We start from the raw sequence: 24,095 nt of genomic DNA on the forward strand, positions 1-24,095 counted from the left end.
GAATCTGACTGACGGAGCAACGGCCGCTCACAGCTCAGGCTCAACGTTGGCTGCCGCCAACAAGGGCGAGCTGTTCGCATCGTTCGATGTCAACGCCTTCGAGGTGCCTGGCGGTCGCGACGAGCTGTGGCGATTCACCCCGCTCAAGAGGCTTCGCGGTCTACACGACGGCTCGGCTGTCGCGAACGGCAAGGCCGGCATCACCGTGACCGAGCGGCCGGGTGTGACCGTGGAGACCGTCGGCCGCGACGACAAGCGTCTCGGCGAGGGCGGTGTGCCCACCGATCGCGTTGCCGCCCAGGCCTACTCGTCGTTCGAGACGGCGACGGTGGTGACGGTCAAGCGCGACACCGAGGTGGCCGAGCCGATCGAGATCGTCGTCGACGGGCCCGGTGTGGACACCGTGGGCTATGGCCACCTTCAGATCCGGGTGGAGGAACTGTCCCGGGCGATCGTCGTGGTCGATCTGCGCGGCAGCGGAACCTACGCCGACAACGTCGAGATCATCGTCGGTGACGCGGCCGGCCTCGGCGTCATCTGGATCGCCGACTGGGCCGACGACATGGTGCACGTCAGCTCCCACCACGCCAAGCTCGGCAAGGACGCGGTGCTCGGGCACGTCAACGTCACCCTCGGTGGCGATGTCGTGCGCACCTCGGCCACCGTGCGGTTCACCGGGCCCGGCGGTGACGCCAAGATGCTCGGTACGTACTTCGCCGACGACGGTCAGTTCTTCGAGTCGCGGTTGCTGGTCGACCACGCCCAGCCGCACTGTAAGTCCGACGTCCTCTACAAGGGCGCCCTGCAGGGAGATCCGGACTCCAAGAAGCCCGACGCGCACACGGTGTGGATCGGCGACGTGTTGATCCGGGCCGAGGCCACCGGTACCGACACCTTCGAGGTGAACCGCAACCTGGTGCTCACCGACGGCGCCCGCGCCGATTCGGTACCCAACCTGGAGATCGAGACCGGCGAGATCGTCGGTGCCGGGCACGCCAGTGCCACCGGACGTTTCGACGACGAGCAGTTGTTCTACCTGCGCGCCCGCGGCATCCCCGAGGATCAGGCCCGCCGCCTGGTCGTACGCGGATTCTTCAACGAGATCATCGCCAAGATCGCTGTCCCCGAGGTGCGTGAGCGCCTGACCGCAGCCATCGAAAAAGAACTTGCCATCACCGAATCGAAAGCTACGCACTAATGACCACTCTGGAAATCAAGGACCTGCACGTCTCGGTCAACGCCGCCGAAGGCGCTGAGAACACCGAGATCCCGATCCTCAAGGGTGTCGACCTGACCGTGAAGTCGGGGGAGACCCACGCGGTCATGGGCCCCAACGGCTCCGGCAAGTCGACGCTGTCCTACGCCATCGCCGGGCACCCGAAGTACACCGTCACCTCCGGTTCGATCACCCTCGACGGCAAGGACGTCCTCGAGATGAGCATCGACGAGCGGGCGCGCGCGGGCCTCTTCCTGGCCATGCAGTACCCGGTCGAGGTGCCCGGGGTGTCGATGTCGAACTTCCTGCGCACGGCGGCCACCGCCGTTCGGGGCGAGGCACCGAAGCTGCGCCACTGGGTCAAGGAAGTCAAGGCCGCGATGGACGAGTTGGATATCGACCCGGCGTTCGGTGAGCGCAGCGTCAACGAGGGCTTCTCCGGTGGCGAGAAGAAGCGCCACGAGATCCTGCAGCTCGGCCTGCTCAAGCCGAAGATCGCGATCCTCGACGAGACCGACTCGGGCCTGGACGTCGACGCGCTGCGCATCGTCAGCGAGGGCGTCAACCGCTATGCCGAAGCCGAGCACGGCGGCGTTCTGCTGATCACCCACTACACCCGGATCCTGCGCTACATCCAGCCGCAGTTCGTGCATGTGTTCGTGGGTGGGCGCATCGTCGAATCGGGCGGGCCCGAACTCGCCGACGAGCTCGAAGAGAACGGATACGTGCGCTTCACCCAAGCCGTCGGAGCCTGAGATGACCACCTCGGCGGCGACATTGGACCAAGCCGGGCTGGCCAGGATCCGAGCTGATTTCCCGATCCTGAGCCGGGTGATGCGCGGTGGGAAACAGCTCGCGTACCTGGATTCCGGTGCGACGTCGCAGAAGCCGCTACAGGTCCTCGACACAGAACGGGAATTCCTCACCACCTCCAACGGTGCGGTGCACCGCGGTGCGCATCAGCTGATGGAAGAGGCCACCGACGCCTACGAGCAGGGCCGTGCCGACATCGCGGCGTTCGTCGGTGCCGAGACCGACGAATTGGTGTTCACCAAGAACGCCACCGAGTCGATCAACCTGGTGTCGTATGTGCTGGGGGACAAGCGGTTCGAGACTGCCGTCGGCCCCGGCGATGTCATCGTCACCACCGAGCTGGAGCACCACGCAAATCTGATTCCGTGGCAGGAATTGGCCCAGCGCACCGGTGCGACGCTGAGATGGTATGGCGTCACCGATGACGGCCGCATCGATCTGGATTCGCTGGAGCTCGACGAGCGGGTGAAAGTGGTGGCGTTCAGCCATCATTCGAACGTCACAGGTGCGGTTGCCCCAGTCGACGAATTGGTGTCGCGGGCCAAGACGGTCGGCGCTCTGACCGTGCTGGACGCGTGCCAGTCGGTGCCGCACCAGCCGGTCGACTTCCACGCTCTCGACGTCGATTTCGCGGCATTCTCGGGTCACAAGATGCTCGGCCCCACGGGTATCGGCGTCCTCTACGGCCGGCGGCGGCTGTTGAACGCGATGCCGCCGTTCATCACAGGCGGTTCGATGATCGAGACCGTCACGATGGAACAGACCACGTATGCGGCGGCCCCACAGCGTTTCGAGGCAGGCACCCCGATGACCTCGCAGGTGGTCGGATTAGCTGCTGCGGCAAGGTATTTGAGCGACATCGGGATGGGCGCCGTCGAGGCGCACGAAGCCGAACTGGTCGCGGCCGCGCTGGAAGGACTGTCCGAACTTCCCCAGGTGCGCATCATCGGACCGACGACGATGGATCATCGTGGGTCCCCGGTCAGTTTCGTGGTCGACGGGATCCACGCCCACGACGTCGGGCAGGTGCTCGACGACGAGGGCGTCGCGGTACGCGTCGGACACCATTGCGCCTGGCCGCTGCATCGTCGCTTCGGGATCGCCGCGACGGCTCGCGCGTCGTTCGCGGTGTACAACACGCTCGACGAGGTGGATCGCCTGGTGGCCGGCATCAAGCGCGCCGTGGAGTTCTTCTCGTGAAAATGGAACAGATGTACCAGGAAGTGATCCTGGACCATTACAAGCATCCGCATCACCGCGGACTGCGGGAGCCGTTCGCCGCCGAGGTACATCACGTCAACCCGACCTGCGGGGACGAGGTGACGCTGCGGGTCGCACTCTCCGACGACGCGGAAACGGTGGCCGACATCTCGTACGACGGGCAGGGCTGTTCGATCAGCCAGGCCGCCACCTCGGTGCTCACCGACCAGGTCATCGGCCTGAGCGTCGGCGATGCACTCAAGACGGTCGAGGCATTCACCGAGATGATTTCCTCACGCGGCAACGTGGAGGGGGACGAAGATGTAATCGGTGACGGCATCGCGTTCGCCGGTGTCGCCAAGTATCCGGCGCGGGTGAAGTGTGCGCTGCTGGGTTGGATGGCTTTTAAAGATGCGCTGGTGCAGGCCAGCGACGACGTGGAGGACAAGCGATGAGTGACACCGCTTCTGACGAACTGCTGGCCGACGTCGAGGAGGCCATGCGTGACGTGGTGGATCCCGAGCTCGGCATCAACGTCGTCGACCTGGGCCTGGTGTACGGCCTCGATGTCGAGGAGGGTGATGCCGGCAAGGTCGCCCTTATCGACATGACGCTCACCTCGGCGGCCTGCCCGCTGACCGACGTGATCGAGGATCAGTCACGCACCGCGCTGGTGGGCGCGGGCCTGGTGAACGAGATCAAGATCAATTGGGTCTGGAACCCGCCGTGGGGGCCGGACAAGATCACCGACGACGGCCGCGAGCAGCTTCGCGCCCTCGGTTTCACGGTCTGACGGCCGGGCGCCTCTCCTGGGCGCCACCCCGTTCAGCCGACAGGCTTGTCGGCACCCGGTGCTACCAATATCGCCACTAGGCGAAACGGAGGCGCGCATGGGGCACAGTCCTGACGTAAACCGGTTGGTCCTGGGGCCGGTCACGGTCGGATTCGAACGGACGTTGCGCATCCCGGAGATCGGGTTGCACCCGCTGCCGCCGAGTCTCGGCTCGTTTCCGCTACGCCGGGTTCAGGACTATCCGGATACGGTGCCGGCCGAGTGGCTGGCTCGCGGCGGGTGTTCGTGCATCTGTGTAGCGCGGCTCAGTGGACGGCGATCACGGGTGAGGTTTCGCCACCCACCCCGGTGGACCGCGACGCGTACGTTGCGGCGGGCCTGCCGTGGTTCGACTACTACGACGCCGACGCTCGTGACTTGGCCGCCGCCGATGCGTTGACGAACGTCAAGAGTGTCGGCGAGTGGTTCGGCGAAGGCGAGATGCCGTTCGTCCCGGTCGATCCCACGAAGGTTGTCTCGCTGAAGGGTGCGCCCGGCGACGTTGTCACCGATGGAGATTGGTAGTAACCCGGGAGCAAACCCGCCTCCTGCGGATACCGTGTGGGCTCATGGTCACGGTCCCAGCGTTCGTCTGGCGCAGCGGCTTCGTGGGCCGGGCGATGATCATCGGCGCCGGGGTGGGCGCGGTCGTGGGTGTGCTCGCCTGGCTGGACTCGGGTTTCTGGGTCTCGGGCGTACTGGTATTCGTGATCGTCGGCGTGTTTTACGGCATCGGGATGGCGCGCCGGATGGCGAGGTACTGGCCGATGTCGAAGGAGCTCGCCGGGACCGATCGGGTGGCGGTCGTGCGGGCTGCCCGCGGCGGTGAACGGATCGACGATCCGCGATTGGTGGACGCCGCCCGCGATTACAGCCGGGGAGTGCACGCGGCTGCGGAGACAGCCCGCCCGTTTCGGTGGCTGCTGCCGGTGGTGCTCGTCGTCGCCGCAGCGAGTGCGTTGTGGGACGCCGTGTTCGGTTCGGTCGGAAATGTCGTGGTGTCGGTTATCTACTTGGCGGCTCTGGCGGTGGAGTTGGCCTGGTGGCCCAGGCGTCAGGCCCAGCTGCTGGCCAATACCCGGCAGGCCTGTGGATAACTTTGGCGCTGCGCTGACTTCTTGTCGGCCCACGGCGCTAGCTTCCAGCTCATCGGGAACCGATGGAGTTCCCGGACAGTCGGAAGGAACTGCGATGAGTTCAGACGTCGAGAAGTTGTACGGGGCATGCCTGCGCGATCTCGGTGATCCGCAGCGCTGGTTCAGCCCGCGCGGATATCCGGATTCGTTGGCGCTGTGTGTGATCGATTCGATCTACTCGACCGGGGCGCGCTACGTCACCGTTGAGAAGGTCGTCGCCCGGTACCGCGGCTATCGGGCGGCCCAGGGGGCGGATGCTGAGACTGATGGCGCCACCGAGCTCCTACAGAACATCGCCGAGCTGGGCGGTCCTGACCCGTGGGCCTCGCAGATCGGGAACCGTCGGCCCACATCGACCGCGGTGAGCGCTCCACTGAAGTCCGTGGCCGTCGCGCAGGCAGCGGAAGTGCTTGTCGCCCTGGGTATTCGGACGACCGACGAGCTGCGGGCGATGGTCGAAGACGAGCCCCGCCGCGAAGAAGTCAAGGCGGCCTGGTGTGCCGTGCCGGGGCAGCGGTCCGGAATTACCTGGGAGTACGCGCAGATCTTGGCGAAGATCCCTGGCGTGAAAGCCGACCGGATGGTGCTCGGCTATGTCTGTCGGGAAGTGGGGCCGGTCGATGCGGTCCGGGCGGCCGAACTGGTCTATGCGACGGCAGAAGCGGGCGGTTGGAACGTCATCGACCTCGACCACGCCATCTGGCGATTCGAGTCGAAACGCCCGTATCAGCGGGACGTGCCAGCGTGACGGCTGGCCGGTAGATCAGCGGCTTTCGGCGGGGCGCGCTCGGTTTCACTGTCGGGGGCCGCGTGAGGTCAGCCGAACGCGTCTCGCAGGGTGACCGTCTGCAGATTGCGGCTCGTGATCAGATCGTGGAGCTGGGCGTAGCAGTGCGTGACCGTCGGCAGGTTGGCGTGCGCCAGGATGATCTGCTGTGGGTTGAACGAGCGGGTGGCCGCCGCGATCAGGCTGGCTTCGTTCTCGGGGAGTGAATCTCCGACGGTGCCGCTCCACATCGTCACCGTCGTGTATCCCTGGTCTGCTGCGACGCCGTCGATGTCGGCATTGTGCACGCCGTACGGCGGCCGGAAGTACGGGGTTCCGTCGCTGCCGTAAGTGTTGCGCAAGAAGTCGGCGTTCCGCCGGATCTCGTCGCCGACCCGGGCAAGCGACAGCTGGTTCAGGAACGGATGGGACCAGGTGTGGTTGCCCATCTGGATCTGGCCGGAGTCGACCATCGGCCGCAGTGCCGGCGCGTTGTCGGTCCAGGAAGCGTTGTCACCGTTGACGAAGAAGGTCAGCCTGGTCCCGGTGTCACGGCAGAACTGCGCGAACGCGCCGACCACCATACTGCTCTTACCGTCGTCGACGGTGAGAGCCAACTGGTTGCCCTCTCCGGGCAGCCGGGAGATCACCGCCACCGGCATCCGCGCGAGCGGTATGGGTACCCGGATGGCGCTAGCCACGGGTGCCCGGGTCAGGGCGGAAATCACGCCCAACGTGATGCCGGCAAGCACAGTGCGCCGGTCAACGCACGGCATGCTCTGATAGTACGCAAGTCCGGCTGCGGCCGCGTCCAATTGTTTTCTGCTGCTTTGCTTCTCATCTGCTGCAAACTGGCTGTGGGGTGGGGATCGCCGGGTTTCAGCGGGGTGTGATCCCGCTTCGGTGCTGGTTTGCGGTGGCCGTCCGCGCTGATCGACCGGGACGGACGCGCACAGGTTGAGACTGGCTGGTGCTCGCGGGTTCCGGTTTGCTCGACCACAATGCTGGGAACAGGCTGTATCAATCCGACGTTAGGAAAAGTGTGAGCACGCAGGACATCACCGCAGACCAGTTCAATGACATCGTCAACGACAACGACATCGTGCTGGTGGATTTCTGGGCGTCGTGGTGCGGACCGTGTCGTGCGTTCGCGCCGACGTTCAAGGCCGCCTCCGAGCAGCACCCCGACGTTGTCTTCGCCAAGGTGGACACCGAGGCCGAGCAGGGGCTCGCCGCGGCTGCCGACATCCGGTCGATCCCGACCCTGATGGCGTTCAAGAAGGGCAAGTTGGTCTTCAACCAGGCCGGAGCACTGCCGCCGGCGGCGCTGGAGGATCTGGTTCAGAAGATCAAGGAATTCGACATCGATGCGGCCATGAAAGAGCAGGCCGCTCAGGGCGACGCCGAACAGGTGTGATGAACGGCACGCGATAGCGTGCTGTCCGTGACTGCGCAGAACGAATTCGTACTGGTTGACCGTCCGCGACCGGACGTGGCCCTGGTGACCCTCAACCGGCCTGAGCGGATGAACTCGATGGCGTTCGACGTCATGGTGCCGCTCAAGGGCGTCCTCGAAGAGCTCCGCTACGACAACAGCGTGCGCGTCGTGGTGCTGACCGGGGCCGGCCGCGGCTTCTCGTCCGGGGCCGATCACAAGTCGGCCGGCTCGGTTCCGCACGTCGTCGGTCTGACCAGACCGACGTACGCCCTGCGGTCGATGGAGATCCTCGACGATGTGATTCTCGCCCTACGCCGGCTGCACCAGCCGGTGATCGCCGCCGTCAACGGCGCGGCCATCGGGGGTGGTCTCTGCCTGGCGCTGGCGTGTGACGTCCGGGTCGCCGCCGAAGGTGCCTACTTCCGCGCCGCCGGGATCAACAACGGGCTTACCGCCAGTGAGCTGGGCTTGTCCTACCTGCTGCCGCGGGCCATCGGGTCGTCACGGGCGTTCGAGATCATGTTGACCGGCCGTGACGTCGACGCGCAGGAGGCAGAGCGCATCGGTTTGGTCTCCAGCGTGGTGGCCGAGGAGGCGCTCCTGGACACCTGCTACGCGATGGCGGACCGCATGGCGGCGTTCTCCCGGCCGGGTATCGAGTTGACCAAGCGCACTCTTTGGAGTGGACTGGACGCCGCTAGTCTGGAGGGGCACATGCAGGCCGAGGGCCTGGGACAACTCTTCGTGCGCCTGCTCACCGCAAACTTTGAGGAAGCGGTTGCCGCGCGCGCGGAGAAGCGCCCCGCCGTATTTACCGACGAGAAGTAAGACAAACACTGAGGAGGACGCAGCGTGATCACCGCAACGGACCTGGAGGTCCGCGCCGGCGCGCGCACGCTGCTGTCCTTCGAGGGCTCTGCGTTGCGGGTGCAGCCCGGCGACCGGATCGGACTGGTCGGGCGCAACGGCGCAGGCAAGACCACCACCATGCGCATCCTGGCCGGGGAGGGCGAACCGTACGCCGGCAGCATCTCGCGTACGGGTGAGGTCGGTTACCTGCCACAGGACCCCAAAGAAGGCGACCTCGACGTCCTGGCCCGGGACCGGGTGCTCTCGGCTCGCGGTCTCGACACGCTGCTGGCGGACCTGGAGAAGCAGCAGGTCTTGATGGCCGAGGTGGCCGATGATGCGGCCCGCGACAAAGCGGTGCGCCGCTACGGGCAGTTGGAGGAGCGGTTCTCGGCGCTGGGTGGTTACGCCGCCGAGAGCGAGGCCGGCCGGATCTGCGCCAGCCTGGGCCTGCCCGATCGGGTGCTGACACAGCCGCTGCGCACGCTCTCCGGTGGCCAGCGCCGGCGTGTCGAGCTGGCCCGCATCCTGTTCGCGGCCAGCGACACCGGTTCGGGATCTGCCACCACGCTGCTGCTCGACGAGCCCACCAACCACCTCGACGCCGACTCGATCGGCTGGCTTCGCGACTTCCTTCACAACCACACCGGTGGACTCGTGGTCATCAGCCACGATGTCGAGCTGCTCGACGAGGTCGTCAACCGGGTGTGGTTCCTCGACGCGGTACGCGGTGAGGCCGACGTTTACAACATGGGCTGGAAGAAGTACCTCGATGCGCGCGCGACCGACGAACAGCGTCGTCGCCGCGAACGTGCCAACGCCGAGAAGAAGGCCGGCGCGTTGCGCGCCCAGGCCGCCAAGATGGGCGCAAAGGCCACCAAAGCCGTTGCCGCACAGAACATGTTGCGTCGGGCCGAGCGGATGATCGCCGAGCTCGACGCCGAGCGGGTGGCCGACAAGGTGGCCCGCATCAAGTTCCCCACGCCGGCGCCGTGCGGTAAGACCCCACTGGTGGCCAAGGGGCTGACCAAGACCTACGGGTCGCTGGAGATCTTCACCGGTGTCGATCTGGCGATCGACCGCGGATCCCGGGTGGTGGTGCTCGGACTCAACGGTGCGGGCAAGACGACATTGCTGCGCCTGCTCGCCGGTGCTGAGACCGCCGACGCCGGAGTCCTGGAACCCGGGCACGGGTGCAAGATCGGATACTTCGCCCAGGAACACGACACCCTCGACAACGAGTCGACCGTCTGGGAGAACATCCGCCACGCCGCGCCGGACACCGGGGAGCAGGACCTTCGAGGTCTGTTGGGCGCGTTCATGTTCACCGGCCCGCAGCTGGATCAGCCCGCCGGCACGCTGTCCGGCGGTGAGAAGACGCGGTTGGCGCTGGCCGGCCTGGTTGCTTCGACGGCCAATGTGTTGTTGCTGGACGAGCCGACCAACAACCTCGATCCCGCGTCACGAGAGCAGGTTCTCGACGCGCTGCGCAGCTACCAGGGTGCGGTGGTGCTGGTTACCCACGATCCGGGCGCAGCCGAGGCCCTCGATCCGCAGCGCGTGGTGCTACTGCCGGACGGTACCGAGGACTTCTGGTCCACCGAATACCGGGATCTCATCGAGCTCGCCTGACAGCGAATTCTCAAGAACCACCGCACCTTCGAGAACGTCAATTTAAGACGTTGGACAAATCGACCCCTCGGTGTGTGGGTGGTTCCTACTCTGGGTATCCGTCGGGACATCACAAGCGGGGAGATGTCGATGAGGGAAATGAACAAGAATCGCGGCGAGCTGCTGGCAGAACTTCGAAAGGCGTACGAGGGGGGTGCCAGCATCCGCACGCTTGTGGCGACGACCGGACGTTCTTACGGCTCGATCCACAGCTTGCTGCGTGAGTCGGGAACGACGATGCGCAGCCGCGGCGGTCCCAACCACCGCACCCGGTCGAGGGTGTGATGAGCACAACCGCTGTGCGGTAGCAAGATTCAGCTATCCGCCGGCGTCTGCTGCCGCACGCTGTCCTCGACCAGGTCCAGCACCGCGGTGAGGTTCTTCGGGTCCTCGCCGGAGGCGATGCGGGCTACCAGGCCGTCGAGAACCAGATCCAGGTAGATGTGCAGGACCGCACTCGGCACGTCGTCACGTAGGCGCCCGGCCTGTTTCTGGCGGCGCAGGCGCTCGGTGATCGCGGCATCCAGCTCGGCGGACCGTTCCGCCCAGCCTTGGTGAAAGGCCGGATCGTTGCGCAGCTTGCGGGCGATTTCCAGCCGGGTGGCCAGCCAGTCGAACTGCTCGGGCGCGGCAAGCATGTTCCGCATCACCTGGATCAGGCCTTCGCGGGCGGCCACTTCGGCCATCCGCTCGGCGTCCTCCCTGGCCAGTTCGAAGAACAAGGTGTCCTTGTCCTTGAAGTGATGAAAGATTGCGCCGCGCGACAGCCCGATGGTTTCTTCGAGCCGTCGCACGGTCGCACTCTCATATCCGTACTGACCGAAGCAGCGCCGGGCGCCGTCGAGAATCTGACGACGCCGGGCGGCAAGATGATCGTCCGTCACCCTGGGCACTGGAGAACTCCTCGCCCAAGCGCGGCTCGGCGCCGCGCCTGTGCTGCTTCGGTTGTCGGATTCAGGATTACTTCGACTTCAGCATGTTGCGCAGAACGTACTGCAGGATGCCGCCGTTGCGGTAGTAGTCGGCCTCGCCGGGGGTGTCGATGCGGACGACCGCGTCGAACTCCACCTTGGATCCGTCTTCCTTGGTGGCGGTCACCTTCACAGTCTTCGGCGTCTTGCCCTTGTTGAGATCCTCGATGCCGGTGATGTCGAAGGTCTCGGTGCCGTCGAGCTTGAGGCTCGCAGCCGACTCACCCGCCGGGAACTGCAGTGGGATGACGCCCATACCGATCAGGTTCGACCGGTGGATGCGCTCGAAGGACTCGGTGATGACGGCCTTGACGCCGAGCAGCACGGTGCCCTTGGCCGCCCAGTCACGCGAGGAGCCCGAGCCGTATTCCTTGCCGCCCAGGACGACCAGCGGGATGCCGGCCTCCTTGTAGTTCACCGAGGCGTCGTAGATGAACGCCTGCGGGCCGCCGGGCTGGGTGAAGTCCCGCGTGTAGCCGCCGGAGACGTCGTCGAGCAGCTGGTTGCGCAGCCGGATGTTGGCGAAGGTGCCACGGATCATCACCTCGTGGTTGCCGCGTCGCGACCCCAGCGAGTTGTAGTCCTTGCGCGCAACGCCGTTGGCGTCCAGGTACTGCGCGGCCGGGGTGCCCGGCTTGATCGAACCTGCCGGGCTGATGTGATCGGTGGTCACCGAATCGCCCAGCAGGGCAAGGACTCTGGCGCCCTTGATGTCGCCGACCGGCTCCGGCTCGGCGGGCATGCCGTCGAAGTACGGCGCCTTGCGCACGTAGGTGGAGGCGTCGTCCCACTCGAAGATGTTGCCCTCCGGGGTGGACAGGGAACGCCAGCGGTCGTCGCCCTTGAACACATCGGCGTAGGAGTCGGTGAACATCTCCCGGTTGATCGAAGACGCGATGGTCTCCTCGATCTCGGCCGCCGACGGCCAAATGTCCTTGAGGAAGACGTCATTGCCCGCCTGGTCCTGCCCGAGCGGATCGGTCTCGAAATCGAAGTCCATCGTGCCCGCGATGCCGTAGGCGATCACCAGCGGCGGAGACGCCAGGTAGTTCATCTTGACGTCGGGGGAGATTCGGCCCTCGAAGTTGCGGTTACCCGAGAGCACCGCGGTCACCGAAAGGTCGTTGTCGTTGATGGCCTTGGAGATCTCGTCGGGCAGCGGACCGGTGTTGCCGATGCACGTGGTGCAGCCGTAGCCGCCCAGGTAGTAGCCCAGCTTCTCCAGGTACGGCCACAGGCCGGCCTTGTTGTAGTAGTCGGTGACGACCTGCGAGCCCGGCGCCATGTTGGTCTTGACCCACGGCTTGGAGGTCAGGCCCTTCTCGACGGCCTTCTTGGCCAGCAGTGCCGCGCCCAGCATGACCGACGGGTTGGAGGTGTTTGTGCACGAGGTGATGCCCGCGACGACGACCGCGCCGTGGTCGAGCACGAATTCGCCCCGCTCGTCAGACTTCACGGTGATCGGCTTGGACGGCCGGCCCTCGGCGCCGTTGGCGGCCGACGGACGGACGTCGATCGCACCGTCGTCGGCGAACGACAGCTTGGCCGGGTCCGAGGCCGGGAACGACTCCTCGACCGCCTCGTCGAGCTGCGTGTGCGGGGTCGGGAGGTTTTCCTCGACGTAGTTGTGGATGTCCTTGCGGAACGCGTTCTTGGCGTCCGACAGCTCGATGCGGTCCTGCGGGCGCTTCGGCCCGGAGATGGAGGGCACCACGGTCGACAGGTCGAGCTCGAGGTACTCGGAGAAGGCCGGCTCGTGGTCGGCGTTGTGCCACATGCCCTGCGTCTTGGCGTAGGCCTCGACCAGTGCCAGCTGCTCCTCGGTACGCCCGGTCAGCCGCAGGTAGTTGATGGTCTCTTCGTCGATCGGGAAAATCGCTGCGGTGGAACCGAATTCGGGGCTCATGTTGCCCAGGGTGGCCCGGTTGGCCAGCGGCACCTCGGCCACGCCCTTGCCGTAGAACTCGACGAACTTGCCGACGACGCCGTGCTTGCGCAGCATGTCGGTGACGGTGAGCACCACGTCGGTGGCGGTCACGCCGGGCTTGATCTCACCGGTCAGCTTGAAGCCGACGACGCGGGGGATGAGCATCGAGACGGGCTGGCCCAGCATGGCGGCCTCGGCCTCGATCCCGCCGACGCCCCAGCCCAGCACGCCGAGACCGTTCTCCATGGTGGTGTGGCTGTCGGTGCCCACGCAGGTGTCCGGGTAGGCCACGCCGTCGCGCTCGAACACCACCCGGGCCAGATACTCGATGTTGACCTGATGCACGATGCCGGTGCCCGGGGGGACGACCTTGAAGTCGTCGAACGCGCCCTGGCCCCAGCGCAGGAACTGGTAGCGCTCGGAGTTGCGCTCGTATTCGAGTTCGACGTTGCGCTCGAAGGCGCCGGCATTGCCGAACACGTCGAGGATCACCGAGTGGTCGATGACCATCTCGGCCGGCGAGAGCGGGTTCACCTTGTCCGGGTCCCCACCCAGGGCCGCGACCGCCTCGCGCATGGTGGCCAGGTCGACGATGCACGGCACGCCGGTGAAGTCCTGCATCAACACCCGCGCCGGGGTGAACTGGATCTCGATGCTCGGCTCGGCCGAGGGATCCCAGTTGGCGATGGCCTCGATGTGGTCCTTGGTGATGTTGGCGCCGTCTTCGGTCCGCAGGAGGTTCTCCGCGAGCACCTTGAGGCTGTAGGGAAGTTTCTCGGTACCAGGTACCGCGTCGAGGCGGTAGATCTCGTAGCTCTTGTCCCCGACAGTCAATGTGTCGCGGGCACCAAATGAGTTAAGGGACGAATTTTCCGTATTCTCGCTGCTCACATCAACTCCCGGCTAGATCTCACCGCGACGGGCTGTGTCGACGGCGTTCCGATGTTAACAGTACGCTTGTCCTGCAATGCCCAGCGGGCCGGGGTCCAGTCTTCCCTTGTCGGGTTCTGGTTGCTACCCCGTTCGGCCGATCCGTGCGATCCGCCCGCTCGGTCCGGGGCAATGCGGCGGCGATGAGGCGTGGCACCGCGAGCGTCACTCCGGCGTGACGATAGGCGGTCGATGCGGTGACGATTCCAGTGTCGCTGCGCAGCGGCGGATGGGCTCGGGATACCGTGCGTCTGTGACCGGACCCCATGTCATCCCGTTCCTGCCGGCCTATATCCCGGTCGAGGTCTGCGAGACCGTCGGGATGGATCCGGCGCAACCCGACGGAGTGGCCAAGTGCATGGCGGCCGTGCAGGCCGACGTTCGCGACGACGGCGTCAGCGCGCCCGACGCCGATGTTGAGGCTCTGCGCCAGGTCGTCAGCGATGCCCGTCAGGGCGGGGTCGATCTCAAGATCGTGGTTCTGCCGCAGAACCCCGGTATCGACACGCCGCTGCGTGACATCGCCAGCGAGGTCGGGGCGGCCAATCCGGGTGCGACCGTGCTCGCGCTGAGCCCGTCGTTTGCCGGTACGTACAGCCCGACAATCGACCGCGTGACTTTGGAAGCCGGGCAGGATGTGGCCAAGACCGGTAATCCGGTGTTGTCGGCTAAGAATTTCGTCGGGGAGATTTCGACCCCCGACTTTCCCTGGACTGCGCTCACGATCGTGCTGACGCTCGGGGTTGCCGCGGCGGCTGCGCTGACTCGCGCCCTGCAGGTGCGCAGCAAACGATTGGCCGGGTCAGGGGCCTCGAGTGCCCCCTCAGTCGAGGTCTGAAAAACCCGTCGAACATTAGTTCGGAATACCGTCCAAATATCACTAATTGGTCACACTATTCGCAATTACATTCCTGTAATTTGTGACTAAAGTTTCTTTGGTTTCAGATGTGACGTACGGTGCAATCGGTAGCCATTGTTGCAGTTGTGCTTCATGTGACTTCTGTGCAAAGGCCCCGAGCAAACGCCGGCACGCCGACGTTGAGCCATAGGAGACTTGAGTCGAATGAGACGCACCGTTGGCGTCCCGCGCACGCGCGGAGCAGATGGGGCTTCGCATGCGCGAGCAGCAGATGGGGTCTCTGCATCGCGTCTGCGCGGCCGTTTCTGGGCGGTGCCGCTGACCGCGGCGATGCTGTTGGCGACAGCGTTGTCGGGTGGCGTCCCGGCCGCGGCGGATCCGGGGGCGCCCGATCAGATCGCAACGCTCGTGGCCGCGGTGGCCAACGCCGACCAGAAGCTGCAGGAGCTGGGCGCTGCCATCCAGACTCAGCAGGAAGCCGTCAACAAGGCAATCGTCGATGTGCAGGACGCCCGCGATGCAGCCGCTACGGCGCAGCAGGAGGTCGACGCCAGCCAACAAGGCATCGCCGACGCCAATCGCGCCATCGCCGAGGCGCAGAAGAGGTTCGACACCTTCGCGGCGGCCACCTACGTCAACGGGCCGTCGAGCTCGTATCTGACTGCGTCCGACCCCGCCGACATCGCGCGCACCGCGGCGACCGGTCAAACCCTGGCCGCCAGCACCGACAAGGTGATCGCCGATCTGCAGCGGGCCCGCACCGAGCAGGTCAACCGCGAATCGGCTGCCCGGCTGGCCAAGCAGAATGCCGACCGGGCCACGGCCAACGCTCAGACCAGTCAAGACAGCGCCGTCGCCGCACTGCAACAGGCGCAGCAGACCTTCAGTGCCCAGCAGGGCGAGCTGCAGCGGCTGACGGCCGAACGGGCAACGGCCCAAGCTCAACTCGCTCAGGTGCACAAGGCATCGGCACCGGCCGCTCCGGTGCAGGGGCCGGTGCCTCAGGCGGCGGCGGGGGACTGGGACAGAGCTCCGGGCGCGCCGGCTCAAGCGGGCCAGAAATGGGACGGCGAATGGGATCCCACGCTGCCGGCGATTCCCAGCGCGTTCGTCAGCGGTGACCCGATCGCCATCATCAACACGGTCCTGGGGATCTCGTCGACCTCGGCGCAGGTCACCCAGAACATGGGGCGCCAGTTCCTGCAGAAGATGGGCATCCTGCCCACGCCGACCGGCTACACGAACGGGTCCATTCCCCGGGTGTACGGACGGCAGGCATCTGAATACGTCATCCAGCGGGCCGGTTCCCAGATGGGCGTTCCGTACTCCTGGGGTGGTGGCAACGCCGCCGGTCCGAGTCGCGGCATCGATTCGGGGGCCAACACCGTCGGGTTCGACTGCTCGGGCCTGATCCTCTACGGGTTCGCCGGTGTCGGCATCAAGTTGCCGCATTACTCGGGCTCGCAGTACAACGCCGGCCGCAAGATCCCGTCCTCGCAGATGCGGCGCGGCGACGTGATCTTCTACGGCCCCGGCGGCAGCCAGCACGTGACGCTCTACCTCGGCAACGGCCAGATGCTCGAAGCGCCGTACACGGGTTCGCAGGTCAAGATCTCGCCGGTCCGCACGAGCGGGATGACCCCGTACGTCGTCCGCTACATCGAATACTGATGGGAATACATTGCGCTCCTTCGTCTTACGATGCCTGATCCTGATCGCCGCAACTGCGTTCGCGGCGATCGGTCTGGTGACGCCGGCCAGTGCCGCGCCCGACGACGGGCAGTGGGATCCCACCCTCCCGAAGATCGTCAGCTCCGGGGCACCGGGTGATCCGGTGGCTATCGCCAACGCTTCGTTCCAAGTCAGCCAGCTCGCGCTACAGACCACCCAGAACCTCGGACAGCAGTTCCTACAGACCATCGGGCTGGCCCCGAAACAAGCGGCCTCCACGTTCCCCGGCGGCCGGGTACGCGGTCCGCAGGCCATCGAATACGCCATCCGGCGCGGAGGTTCCCAGATGGGCGTGCCTTACTCGTGGGGTGGTGGCACGCTGACCGGTCCCGGCCCCGGTGTGGACTACGACGCCGGCAAGATGGGCTACGACTGCTCGGGCTTCACCCGATATGCGTTCGCCGGGGTCGGAGTGCAGATTCCCAAGTACTCCGGGGACCAGTACAACACCGGCCGCAAGGTGCCGGTGGCCCAGGCGAAGCGGGGTGACCTCTTGTTCTGGGGTCCGGGCGGTAGCCAGCACGTCGCGATGTACCTCGGCGGCGGAAAGATGTTGGAGGCGTCGGGCAGTGCGGGCAAAGTGACGGTGAGCCCGGTCCGCACCGGAGGCATCCAGCCCTATGCGGCCCGCATCATCGAATCCTGAGCGGAACCTTAACTCTTCCGGGCAGCGTCGACGGATCTCGAAGTGCCTGGAATAGTTGACGGCGGGCTCCCGATTGCCCGTAGAGCAAAAAATGCAAGACCAGCGTTTGTAGTCGAATACCGTGGGAGGAAGTTGATGACGTCACCGAGTGGACCGCCGCAGGGCGCCGGAGGTTATCCCGGCTCGAGCCCGGCGCCAGGTTTCCCGCCCGGATCGACCGGCTCCCCTGCCGCGCCGGCCGCACCACCAGCAGCGACCAACGGCAGTCTGCAGGCCGAGGTGCACACCCTGGAACGCGCCATCTTCGAGGTCAAGCGGATCATCGTCGGCCAGGATCAGCTCGTCGAGCGGATGCTCGTCGGACTTCTCGCCAAGGGCCATGTGCTGCTCGAAGGCGTGCCCGGTGTGGCCAAGACGCTGGCCGTCGAGACGTTCGCCAAGGTCGTCGGCGGCACCTTTGCCCGCATCCAGTTCACCCCTGACCTGGTGCCCACCGACATCATCGGTACCCGCATCTACCGGCAGGGCAAGGAAGACTTCGACATCGAGCTCGGCCCGGTGGTGGTCAACTTCCTGCTCGCCGACGAGATCAACCGTGCGCCTGCCAAGGTTCAGTCGGCCCTGCTCGAGGTGATGGCCGAGCGCAAGATCTCCATCGGCGGCAAGACCTTCCCGCTGCCCAGCCCGTTCCTGGTGATGGCCACCCAGAACCCGATCGAGCAGGAAGGCGTCTACGCGCTCCCGGAAGCCCAGCGCGACCGCTTCCTGTTCAAGCTCAACGTCGACTACCCGTCGCCGGAGGAAGAGCGCGAGATCATCTACCGGATGGGCGTCAAGCCCCCGGAGCCCAAGCAGATCCTGAACACCGGCGACCTGCTGCGGTTGCAGGAACTCGCGGCCAACACCTTCGTGCACCACGCGCTGGTGGACTACGTGGTGCGAATCGTCACCGCCACGCGCGAGCCCGAGAAGTTCGGCATGCCCGACGCCAAGGCGTGGATCGCCTACGGTGCTTCGCCGCGTGCCTCGCTCGGCATCATCTCGGCCGCCCGCGCGCTGGCCCTGGTGCGCGGGCGTGACTACGTCATCCCGCAGGACGTCGTCGAGGTGATCCCCGACGTGCTGCGGCACCGCCTGGTGCTCACCTACGACGCGCTGGCCGACGAGGTCTCCGCGGAGACCGTGGTGAACCGGATCCTGCAGACGGTTGCCCTGCCGCAGGTGAACGCTCTACCGCAGCAAGGCCATTCGGTTCCGCCCGCCGTACCCGCCGCGGCCGGCGCGGCGGGTGGTCGGTGACCAGTTCCCGACGCACCGTCGACCTGCCGTCTCTGAAGCGCGGGGAGATTCGGGACCCGGCGTTGACGGCGGCGTTGCGCAAGCTTGAGCTGACGGTGCGGCGCAAGCTCGACGGGGTTCTGCACGGCGACCACCTCGGTCTGATCCCGGGTCCGGGATCAGAGCCGGGGGACTCGCGGATCTACCAGCCCGGCGATGACGTGCGCCGGATGGACTGGTCGGTGACGGCGCGGACACAGACGCCCCACGTGCGACAGATGATCGCCGACCGCGAACTGGAGACCTGGTTGGTCGTCGACATGTCGGCCAGCATGGACTTCGGTACTACCGGCTGCGAGAAGCGTGATCTGGCGGTGGCGGCCGCGGCCGCGATCGCGTTCCTCAACAGCGGTGGCGGCAACCGGATCGGCGCGATCATCGCCAACGGGGAGACCGTGCGACGGGTTCCGGCATTGAGTGGGCGTCTGCACGAGCAGGAGCTGCTGCGGGCGATCGCCACCACGCCGAAGGCCGCGCCCGGGGTGCGGGGCGACCTGGCCGGTGCCATCGATGCTCTCCGTCGTCCCGAGCGCAGGCGCGGCATGGCCGTGATCATCAGTGACTTCCTCGGGCCGATCAACTGGATGCGCCCGCTGCGGGCCATCGCCGGGCGCCACGAGGTACTGGGCATCGAGATCCTCGACCCGCGCGACGTCGAGTTGCCTGCTGTCGGCGATGTGGTGCTGCAGGACACCGAGACCGGTGTCACCCGCGAGTTCACCATCGACGAGCAGTTGCGCAGCGATTTCGAGCGGGCCGCCGCGACCCATCGTGAGGAAGTGGCCCGCACATTGCGGCGGTGCGATGCACCGCTGCTGAGCCTCCGCACCGACCGGGACTGGATCGCCGATGTGGTCCGGTTTGTGGCGAGTCGGCGGCGCGGCGCCCTGGCCAGCCGATGAGCGCTCGCGCGAAGAGCGACGGACACAGGTAGACGAAGCTTGACCAGCAACCAACCGAAATGACTTCTAGCACATGACTTTACCGATTCTCGGTCCGATGAGCCTGACGGGCTTCGCGCACGCGTGGTGGTTCCTGTTTCTCTTCGTGGTACTGGGCCTGTTGGCGTACTACGTCATCGTGCAGCGTGCGCGGAAGCAGCGGATCCTGCGGTTCGCCAACATGGAGCTGCTCGAAAGTGTGGCGCCCAAGCAGCCGACCCGCTGGCGGCATCTGCCGGCGGCGCTGTTGGCCGTCGCACTCGTCCTGTTGACGGTCGCGATGGCCGGTCCTACCCATGATGTGCGGATTCCGCGCAACCGTGCGGTGGTGATGCTGGTGATCGACGTGTCGCAATCGATGCGTGCGACCGACGTCGCGCCCAGCCGGTTGGCCGCCGCGCAGGAAGCCGCCAAGCAGTTCGCCGATCAGCTGACCCCGGGGATCAACCTCGGCCTCATCGCCTACGCCGGCACGGCGACTGTGCTGGTGCAGCCGACCACCAACCGTGAGGCCACCAAGAACGGCCTGGACAAGCTGCAGTTGGCCGACCGGACCGCCACCGGTGAGGGCATTTTCACGGCGCTGCAGGCGATCGCCACCGTCGGCGCGGTGATCGGCGGCGGTGACGAGAAGCCGCCGGCGCGCATCGTGCTGATGTCCGACGGCAAGGAGACCGTGCCGTCCAACCCGGACAATCCCAAGGGCGCGTACACCGCCGCCCGCACCGCCAAGGACCAGGGAGTGCCGATCTCCACGGTGTCCTTCGGCACGCCGTACGGCTACGTCGAGATCAATGATCAGCGCCAGCCGGTGCCCGTCGACGACGAGATGCTCGGCAAGATCGCCAAGCTGTCCGGCGGTGACGCCTTCACCGCGTCCAGCCTGGAACAGCTCAAGCAGGTATTCACCTCGCTGCAGCAGCAGATCGGCTACGAGACCATCAAGGGCGACGCCAGCCTCGGCTGGCTGCGGCTGGGTGCGTTGGTGCTGGCAGCCGCCGGTGTGCTGGCCCTGCTGATCAATCGCAGACTCCCCGGTTAGGACCCGATCCGGCGCCCGCGGGCGCCGGTCCACACGGGTGATGCGATTTTCAGACCATGCTGGTGAGGAGATAAGTTGGCGGGCATGAGTGACGCTGTTGTCGCGAAAGCCGACGCCGAAACCGTTTCCGAAAGCGCCGCTGGAGAAGCCGGCGGCCGACCGGCCTTTGTTCCCCGTTCCGTGCTGGTCACCGGTGGAAACCGGGGGATCGGCCTGGCGATCGCGCAGCGACTGGCCGCCGACGGGCACAAGGTGGCCGTCACCCACCGCGGATCCGGAGCGCCCGACGGGCTGTTCGGCGTCGTGTGCGACGTCACCGACAACGAAGCCGTCGACCGTGCGTTCAAGGAAGTCGAAGAGCACCAGGGTCCGGTCGAGGTACTGGTGTCCAACGCCGGTATCTCCCAGGACGCGTTCCTCATGCGGATGACCGAGGAACGCTTCGAGAACGTCATCAACGCGAACCTCACCGGGGCATTCCGGGTGGCGCAGCGCGCGTCGCGCAGCATGCAGCGCAAGCGTTTCGGCCGGATCATCTTCATCGGCTCGGTCTCGGGCATGTGGGGTATCGGCAACCAGGCCAACTATGCGGCGGCCAAGGCCGGTCTGATCGGCATGGCCCGCTCGATCTCCCGGGAGCTGTCCAAGGCCGGCGTCACCGCGAACGTCGTGGCCCCGGGCTACATCGACACCGAGATGACCCGTGCCCTCGACGAGCGGATCCAGGCGGGCGCCCTGGAGTTCATTCCGGCCAAGCGCGTCGGCACCGCAGACGAGGTGGCCGGTGCGGTCAGCTTCCTGGCCTCCGAGGACGCCGGGTACATCGCCGGTGCGGTGATCCCCGTCGACGGCGGCATGGGCATGGGGCACTGATCTAAAAGCTCTGGATTGCAAGAACTTTCGCACAACTCTTCACCGAAGTAGGAGTCAGGACAATGGCAGGTTTGCTCGAAGGCAAGCGCATTCTGGTCACCGGGATCATCACGGACTCGTCGATCGCGTTCCACATCGCCAAGGTGGCCCAGGAGGCCGGTGCTGAGCTGGTGCTCACCGGGTTCGACCGGATGAAGCTGATCCAGCGCATCGCCGACCGGCTGCCCAAGCCGGCCCCGCTGCTGGAGCTCGACGTGCAGAACGAGGAGCACCTGGCAAGCCTGGCCGACCGGGTCGCCGAGGTCATCGGCGCGGGCAACAAGCTCGACGGTGTGGTGCACTCGATCGGCTTCATGCCGCAGACCGGCATGGGCGTCAACCCCTTCTTCGACGCCCCCTACGAGGACGTCGCCAAGGGCATCCACATCTCGGCGTACTCCTACGCCTCGCTGGCCAAGGCCACGCTGCCGATCATGAACGAAGGCGGCAGCATCGTCGGCATGGACTTCGACCCGACCCGGGCGATGCCGGCCTACAACTGGATGACGGTGGCCAAGAGCGCACTCGAGTCGGTCAACCGGTTCGTCGCCCGCGAGGCCGGCCCGTTCGGTGTCCGCTCCAACCTTGTTGCGGCGGGACCGATCCGGACGCTGGCCATGAGCGCCATCGTCGGCGGCGCGCTGGGTGCCGAAGCCGGGGATCAGATGCGGCTGCTCGAAGAGGGCTGGGATCAGCGTGCGCCCGTCGGCTGGAACATGAAGGACCCGGAGCCGGTCGCCAAGACGGTGTGCGCGTTGCTGTCGGATTGGCTGCCGGCCACCACCGGCACCATCATCTACGCCGACGGCGGCGCCAGCACCCAGCTGCTCTGACTTGTTTTATGCCGAAACCGCATTCCAGCAGGTGTGTACTCGCACAAATCCTGCCGGAATGCGGTTTCGCGGTTAGGGGAGAGGCAAGCTGATGGAGTTTGACGCAGTTCTGCTGCTGTCCTTCGGGGGACCGGAGGCGCCGGACCAGGTGATGCCGTTCCTGGAGAACGTGACCCGGGGCCGCGGCATCCCCGCCGAGCGGTTGGCCGACGTCGCCGAGCACTACCTGCATTTCGGCGGGGTGTCGCCGATCAACGGGATCAACCGGGCACTCATCGAGCAGTTGCGGGCCGAGTTGCCCGGTATCCCCGTCTACTTCGGCAACCGGAACTGGGAACCGTATGTCGAAGACACGGTTGCGGCGATGCGAGACAACGGGATTCGACGGGCGGCGGTGTTCACCACATCGGCCTGGGGCGGTTATTCCAGCTGCACCCAGTACGTCGAGGACATCGCCCGGGCACGCACCGCGGTGGGTGATGACGCGCCGGAGTTGGTCAAACTGCGCCAGTACTTCGACCATCCGCTGTTGGTGGAGATGTTCGCCGACGCGATCTCGGCCTCGGCAGCCACACTGCCCGCCGAACTGCGCGACGAGGCCCGGTTGGTGTTCACCGCGCATTCGATCCCGACCGCCGCCGATGAGCGGCACGGCCCGCGGCTCTACAGTCGCCAGGTCGACTACGCGACGCGGCTGGTGGCCGCCGCCGCGGGTTACGAGGACTTCGACCAGGTGTGGCAGTCGCGGTCGGGTCCGCCCCGGATCCCGTGGCTGGAGCCTGACGTTGCCGATCACCTGACTGTGTTAGGCCAGAAGGGAACCCGGGCGGTCATCGTGTGCCCGATCGGGTTCGTCGCCGACCACATCGAGGTCGTGTGGGATCTCGATCACGAGCTGCGACTGCAAGCCGAACAAGCAGGTATCGCCTTCGCGCGGGCCAGCACTCCGAACGCCGACAAGCGTTTCGCTCGGTTGGCCGCCGGGTTGATCGATGAGTTGCGCGCCGGCGCGGCACCGCTGCGGGCGGCAGGCCCCGACCCGGTCGCCGGCTACGGATTCAGCATCAACGGTGCGCCGTGCTCGCCGCACTGCTGTGGCACGCCGTCCTAGCGCGCGAACCATCAGGGTCCGGAAAAGTCAGTCCCGCCAGGCGGATTGCAGGATCGCCTCGAGGGCGGCCAGCCGTGCCGAGCGGACCACCCGGTCCAACGGCCGTATGGCATCGCCGGCGATCTGCACCTCTGAGGAGCTCTGCAGGCCGATCGGCATCAGTCCCGAGCTCACCGTGACGATCGCCTCCACATGGGCGGCGTTCTCCAGCACCCGCACGGCCCGGGTCGGGGCATGGTCGGGGATCGTGTGCAACCGGCCGGCTTCGAGGATGTCTTCCACCATGCCGCGGGGATCGTCGACATCGACACCGACGCCCGCCCGCAACGCGACCAGGGTGTCGGCGGCCGAGCGCACCGCCGACCGCAACTCGTACTCGGCCTCACCCAGATCGTAGTGCTGCGGCGCCGGCAGAACCGGCAGTGAGTACACGGTCCACGACAGCGCCCGCGGCTCCGGCTCGAACGCGGATTCGGTTTCCACGTCGTCGAATTCGAAGTACTCGAACTCCGGCACCAGCCCGACCCCGTCCAGTTCGTCATGGGTCACCAGCACCGCTTCACCGACGGTCAGCGCATCCCGTTGGAACTGCGAGCCGGCAGGCAATCCGCGGACGTCGCCGGGAACCGGTAGGGCCACCCTGATCGACGGCCTGGTGCCGGATCTGCCGACGGCCGTGCGGAGGGTCTGCAGCAGCGACACCGAACCGGAGTCCTCCAACTCCGGCCAAGGCAGCCCGGTGCGGACTGCGGCCTGCGAGTCGTAGGCGGTTACAGAATGCATTGGTGCCCACTGGGATAACGCGTCGAGGACGTCGTCAGGCGCGGCTGCGCCGGCGAGCCAGGCGTTGGCCCACATCGAAAGCGTTGCACTTGGACACCACATGATGTTGGCAGTGTAATTGCCGGTCGCCGATCAGGCCTGACCCGATAG

General features: G+C 66.3%; 25 protein-coding genes. 21 read left to right on the forward strand and 4 right to left on the reverse strand.

The features are described 5' to 3' along the window. Positions 1-46 precede the first annotated feature (46 nt). The 8 genes from sufD (at position 47) to EYZ64_RS15050 (ending at position 5,945) form a co-directional block, all read left to right on the forward strand. Complete coding sequence (gene sufD, locus EYZ64_RS15015; RefSeq protein WP_210115654.1) at positions 47-1,198, forward strand: Fe-S cluster assembly protein SufD; 1,152 nt, start codon at positions 47-49, stop codon at positions 1,196-1,198. Next, positions 1,198-1,971, forward strand: a complete 774-nt coding sequence (sufC, locus tag EYZ64_RS15020; protein ID WP_135454314.1) for a Fe-S cluster assembly ATPase SufC — start codon at positions 1,198-1,200, stop codon at positions 1,969-1,971. Before sufD ends, sufC begins: the two co-directional genes overlap by 1 nt. 1 nt (position 1,972) lies before the next feature. Further along, positions 1,973-3,229 (forward strand): cysteine desulfurase, encoded by a 1,257-nt coding sequence (locus tag EYZ64_RS15025; RefSeq protein ID WP_135454317.1) that lies wholly within the window; start codon positions 1,973-1,975, stop codon positions 3,227-3,229. A 2-nt stretch (positions 3,230-3,231) separates the two neighbouring features. Beyond that, entirely contained in the window at positions 3,232-3,684 is a 453-nt protein-coding gene (gene sufU / locus EYZ64_RS15030; RefSeq protein WP_167858118.1) for a Fe-S cluster assembly sulfur transfer protein SufU, read from the forward strand. Next, on the forward strand, positions 3,681-4,022 hold the full coding sequence (locus EYZ64_RS15035; RefSeq protein WP_135454321.1) for a metal-sulfur cluster assembly factor: 342 nt from the start codon (positions 3,681-3,683) through the stop codon (positions 4,020-4,022). The genes sufU and EYZ64_RS15035 overlap by 4 nt, the downstream gene beginning before the upstream one ends. A 261-nt stretch (positions 4,023-4,283) precedes the next feature. Continuing rightward, a complete protein-coding gene (locus EYZ64_RS32430; protein ID WP_286174928.1) occupies positions 4,284-4,586 on the forward strand; it encodes a hypothetical protein in 303 nt (100 codons plus the stop codon). Between the two features lie 44 nt (positions 4,587-4,630). Next, positions 4,631-5,158: a hypothetical protein gene (locus tag EYZ64_RS15045; protein WP_135454323.1), complete on the forward strand. Its 528-nt coding sequence runs from the start codon at positions 4,631-4,633 to the stop codon at positions 5,156-5,158. Positions 5,159-5,252: 94 nt separating this feature from the next. Continuing rightward, complete coding sequence (locus EYZ64_RS15050; RefSeq protein ID WP_135454325.1) at positions 5,253-5,945, forward strand: DUF8548 family protein; 693 nt, start codon at positions 5,253-5,255, stop codon at positions 5,943-5,945. A gap of 68 nt (positions 5,946-6,013) precedes the next feature. On the opposite strand, the gene EYZ64_RS15055 is transcribed toward EYZ64_RS15050, so the two are convergent. Beyond that, on the reverse strand, positions 6,014-6,739 hold the full coding sequence (locus tag EYZ64_RS15055; protein ID WP_135454327.1) for a polysaccharide deacetylase family protein: 726 nt from the start codon (positions 6,737-6,739) through the stop codon (positions 6,014-6,016). Between the two features lie 266 nt (positions 6,740-7,005). On the opposite strand from EYZ64_RS15055, the gene trxA reads away from it, so the two are divergent. From trxA to EYZ64_RS15075, 4 genes are all read left to right on the forward strand, one after another. Continuing rightward, the gene (trxA, locus tag EYZ64_RS15060; protein WP_135454330.1) at positions 7,006-7,380 is read left to right on the forward strand and encodes a thioredoxin; all 375 of its coding nucleotides are present in this window, start codon (positions 7,006-7,008) and stop codon (positions 7,378-7,380) included. An 18-nt stretch (positions 7,381-7,398) separates the two neighbouring features. Further along, positions 7,399-8,229, forward strand: coding sequence for an enoyl-CoA hydratase (locus tag EYZ64_RS15065; protein WP_135454332.1), 831 nt, complete (start codon positions 7,399-7,401; stop codon positions 8,227-8,229). Positions 8,230-8,253: 24 nt separating this feature from the next. Beyond that, a complete protein-coding gene (locus tag EYZ64_RS15070) occupies positions 8,254-9,882 on the forward strand; it encodes an ABC-F family ATP-binding cassette domain-containing protein (RefSeq protein WP_135454335.1) in 1,629 nt (542 codons plus the stop codon). Positions 9,883-10,011: 129 nt separating this feature from the next. Then, positions 10,012-10,206 carry a helix-turn-helix domain-containing protein gene (locus EYZ64_RS15075; RefSeq protein WP_135454337.1) on the forward strand — a complete coding sequence of 65 codons (195 nt, stop codon included), beginning with the start codon at positions 10,012-10,014 and terminating at the stop codon, positions 10,204-10,206. A 29-nt stretch (positions 10,207-10,235) separates the two neighbouring features. Here EYZ64_RS15075 and EYZ64_RS15080 read toward each other — a convergent pair whose 3' ends face one another. Together EYZ64_RS15080 and EYZ64_RS15085 are read right to left on the reverse strand one after the other, a co-directional pair. Next, positions 10,236-10,814, reverse strand: a complete 579-nt coding sequence (locus EYZ64_RS15080; protein ID WP_044518305.1) for a TetR/AcrR family transcriptional regulator — start codon at positions 10,812-10,814, stop codon at positions 10,236-10,238. 67 nt (positions 10,815-10,881) lie between these two features. After that, entirely contained in the window at positions 10,882-13,710 is a 2,829-nt protein-coding gene (locus EYZ64_RS15085; protein WP_135454339.1) for an aconitate hydratase, read from the reverse strand. A 292-nt stretch (positions 13,711-14,002) separates the two neighbouring features. Here EYZ64_RS15085 and EYZ64_RS15090 point away from each other — a divergent pair, with 292 nt between their 5' ends. From EYZ64_RS15090 to EYZ64_RS15130, 9 genes are all read left to right on the forward strand, one after another. After that, the gene (locus EYZ64_RS15090; protein ID WP_135454342.1) at positions 14,003-14,587 is read left to right on the forward strand and encodes an Rv1476 family membrane protein; all 585 of its coding nucleotides are present in this window, start codon (positions 14,003-14,005) and stop codon (positions 14,585-14,587) included. A gap of 225 nt (positions 14,588-14,812) precedes the next feature. Next, on the forward strand, positions 14,813-16,279 hold the full coding sequence (gene ripA, locus EYZ64_RS15095) for an NlpC/P60 family peptidoglycan endopeptidase RipA (RefSeq protein ID WP_286174931.1): 1,467 nt from the start codon (positions 14,813-14,815) through the stop codon (positions 16,277-16,279). Positions 16,280-16,289: 10 nt separating this feature from the next. Continuing rightward, a complete protein-coding gene (ripB, locus tag EYZ64_RS15100; protein WP_135454344.1) occupies positions 16,290-16,985 on the forward strand; it encodes an NlpC/P60 family peptidoglycan endopeptidase RipB in 696 nt (231 codons plus the stop codon). 135 nt (positions 16,986-17,120) lie between these two features. Next, the gene (moxR1, locus tag EYZ64_RS15105; RefSeq protein ID WP_135454346.1) at positions 17,121-18,284 is read left to right on the forward strand and encodes a chaperone MoxR1; all 1,164 of its coding nucleotides are present in this window, start codon (positions 17,121-17,123) and stop codon (positions 18,282-18,284) included. Further along, positions 18,281-19,225 (forward strand): DUF58 domain-containing protein, encoded by a 945-nt coding sequence (locus EYZ64_RS15110; protein ID WP_135454348.1) that lies wholly within the window; start codon positions 18,281-18,283, stop codon positions 19,223-19,225. The genes moxR1 and EYZ64_RS15110 overlap by 4 nt, the downstream gene beginning before the upstream one ends. Before the next feature lie 73 nt (positions 19,226-19,298). After that, positions 19,299-20,306 carry a VWA domain-containing protein gene (locus EYZ64_RS15115; RefSeq protein ID WP_135454350.1) on the forward strand — a complete coding sequence of 336 codons (1,008 nt, stop codon included), beginning with the start codon at positions 19,299-19,301 and terminating at the stop codon, positions 20,304-20,306. Positions 20,307-20,390: 84 nt separating this feature from the next. Then, positions 20,391-21,179: a 3-oxoacyl-ACP reductase FabG1 gene (fabG1, locus tag EYZ64_RS15120; RefSeq protein ID WP_135454352.1), complete on the forward strand. Its 789-nt coding sequence runs from the start codon at positions 20,391-20,393 to the stop codon at positions 21,177-21,179. Between the two features lie 62 nt (positions 21,180-21,241). Next, positions 21,242-22,051: an NADH-dependent enoyl-ACP reductase InhA gene (gene inhA / locus EYZ64_RS15125; protein ID WP_135454354.1), complete on the forward strand. Its 810-nt coding sequence runs from the start codon at positions 21,242-21,244 to the stop codon at positions 22,049-22,051. A 91-nt stretch (positions 22,052-22,142) separates the two neighbouring features. After that, positions 22,143-23,162: a ferrochelatase gene (locus tag EYZ64_RS15130; protein ID WP_135454357.1), complete on the forward strand. Its 1,020-nt coding sequence runs from the start codon at positions 22,143-22,145 to the stop codon at positions 23,160-23,162. Positions 23,163-23,189: 27 nt separating this feature from the next. Here the strand turns inward: EYZ64_RS15130 and EYZ64_RS15135 are convergent, their stop codons facing one another. Next, positions 23,190-24,047 (reverse strand): Rv1486c family protein, encoded by an 858-nt coding sequence (locus EYZ64_RS15135; RefSeq protein WP_135454359.1) that lies wholly within the window; start codon positions 24,045-24,047, stop codon positions 23,190-23,192. Positions 24,048-24,095: the final 48 nt, after the last annotated feature.

The organism is Mycobacterium sp. DL99, assembly GCF_004762045.1.
Taxonomy (GTDB): Bacteria; Actinomycetota; Actinomycetes; order Mycobacteriales; family Mycobacteriaceae; genus Mycobacterium.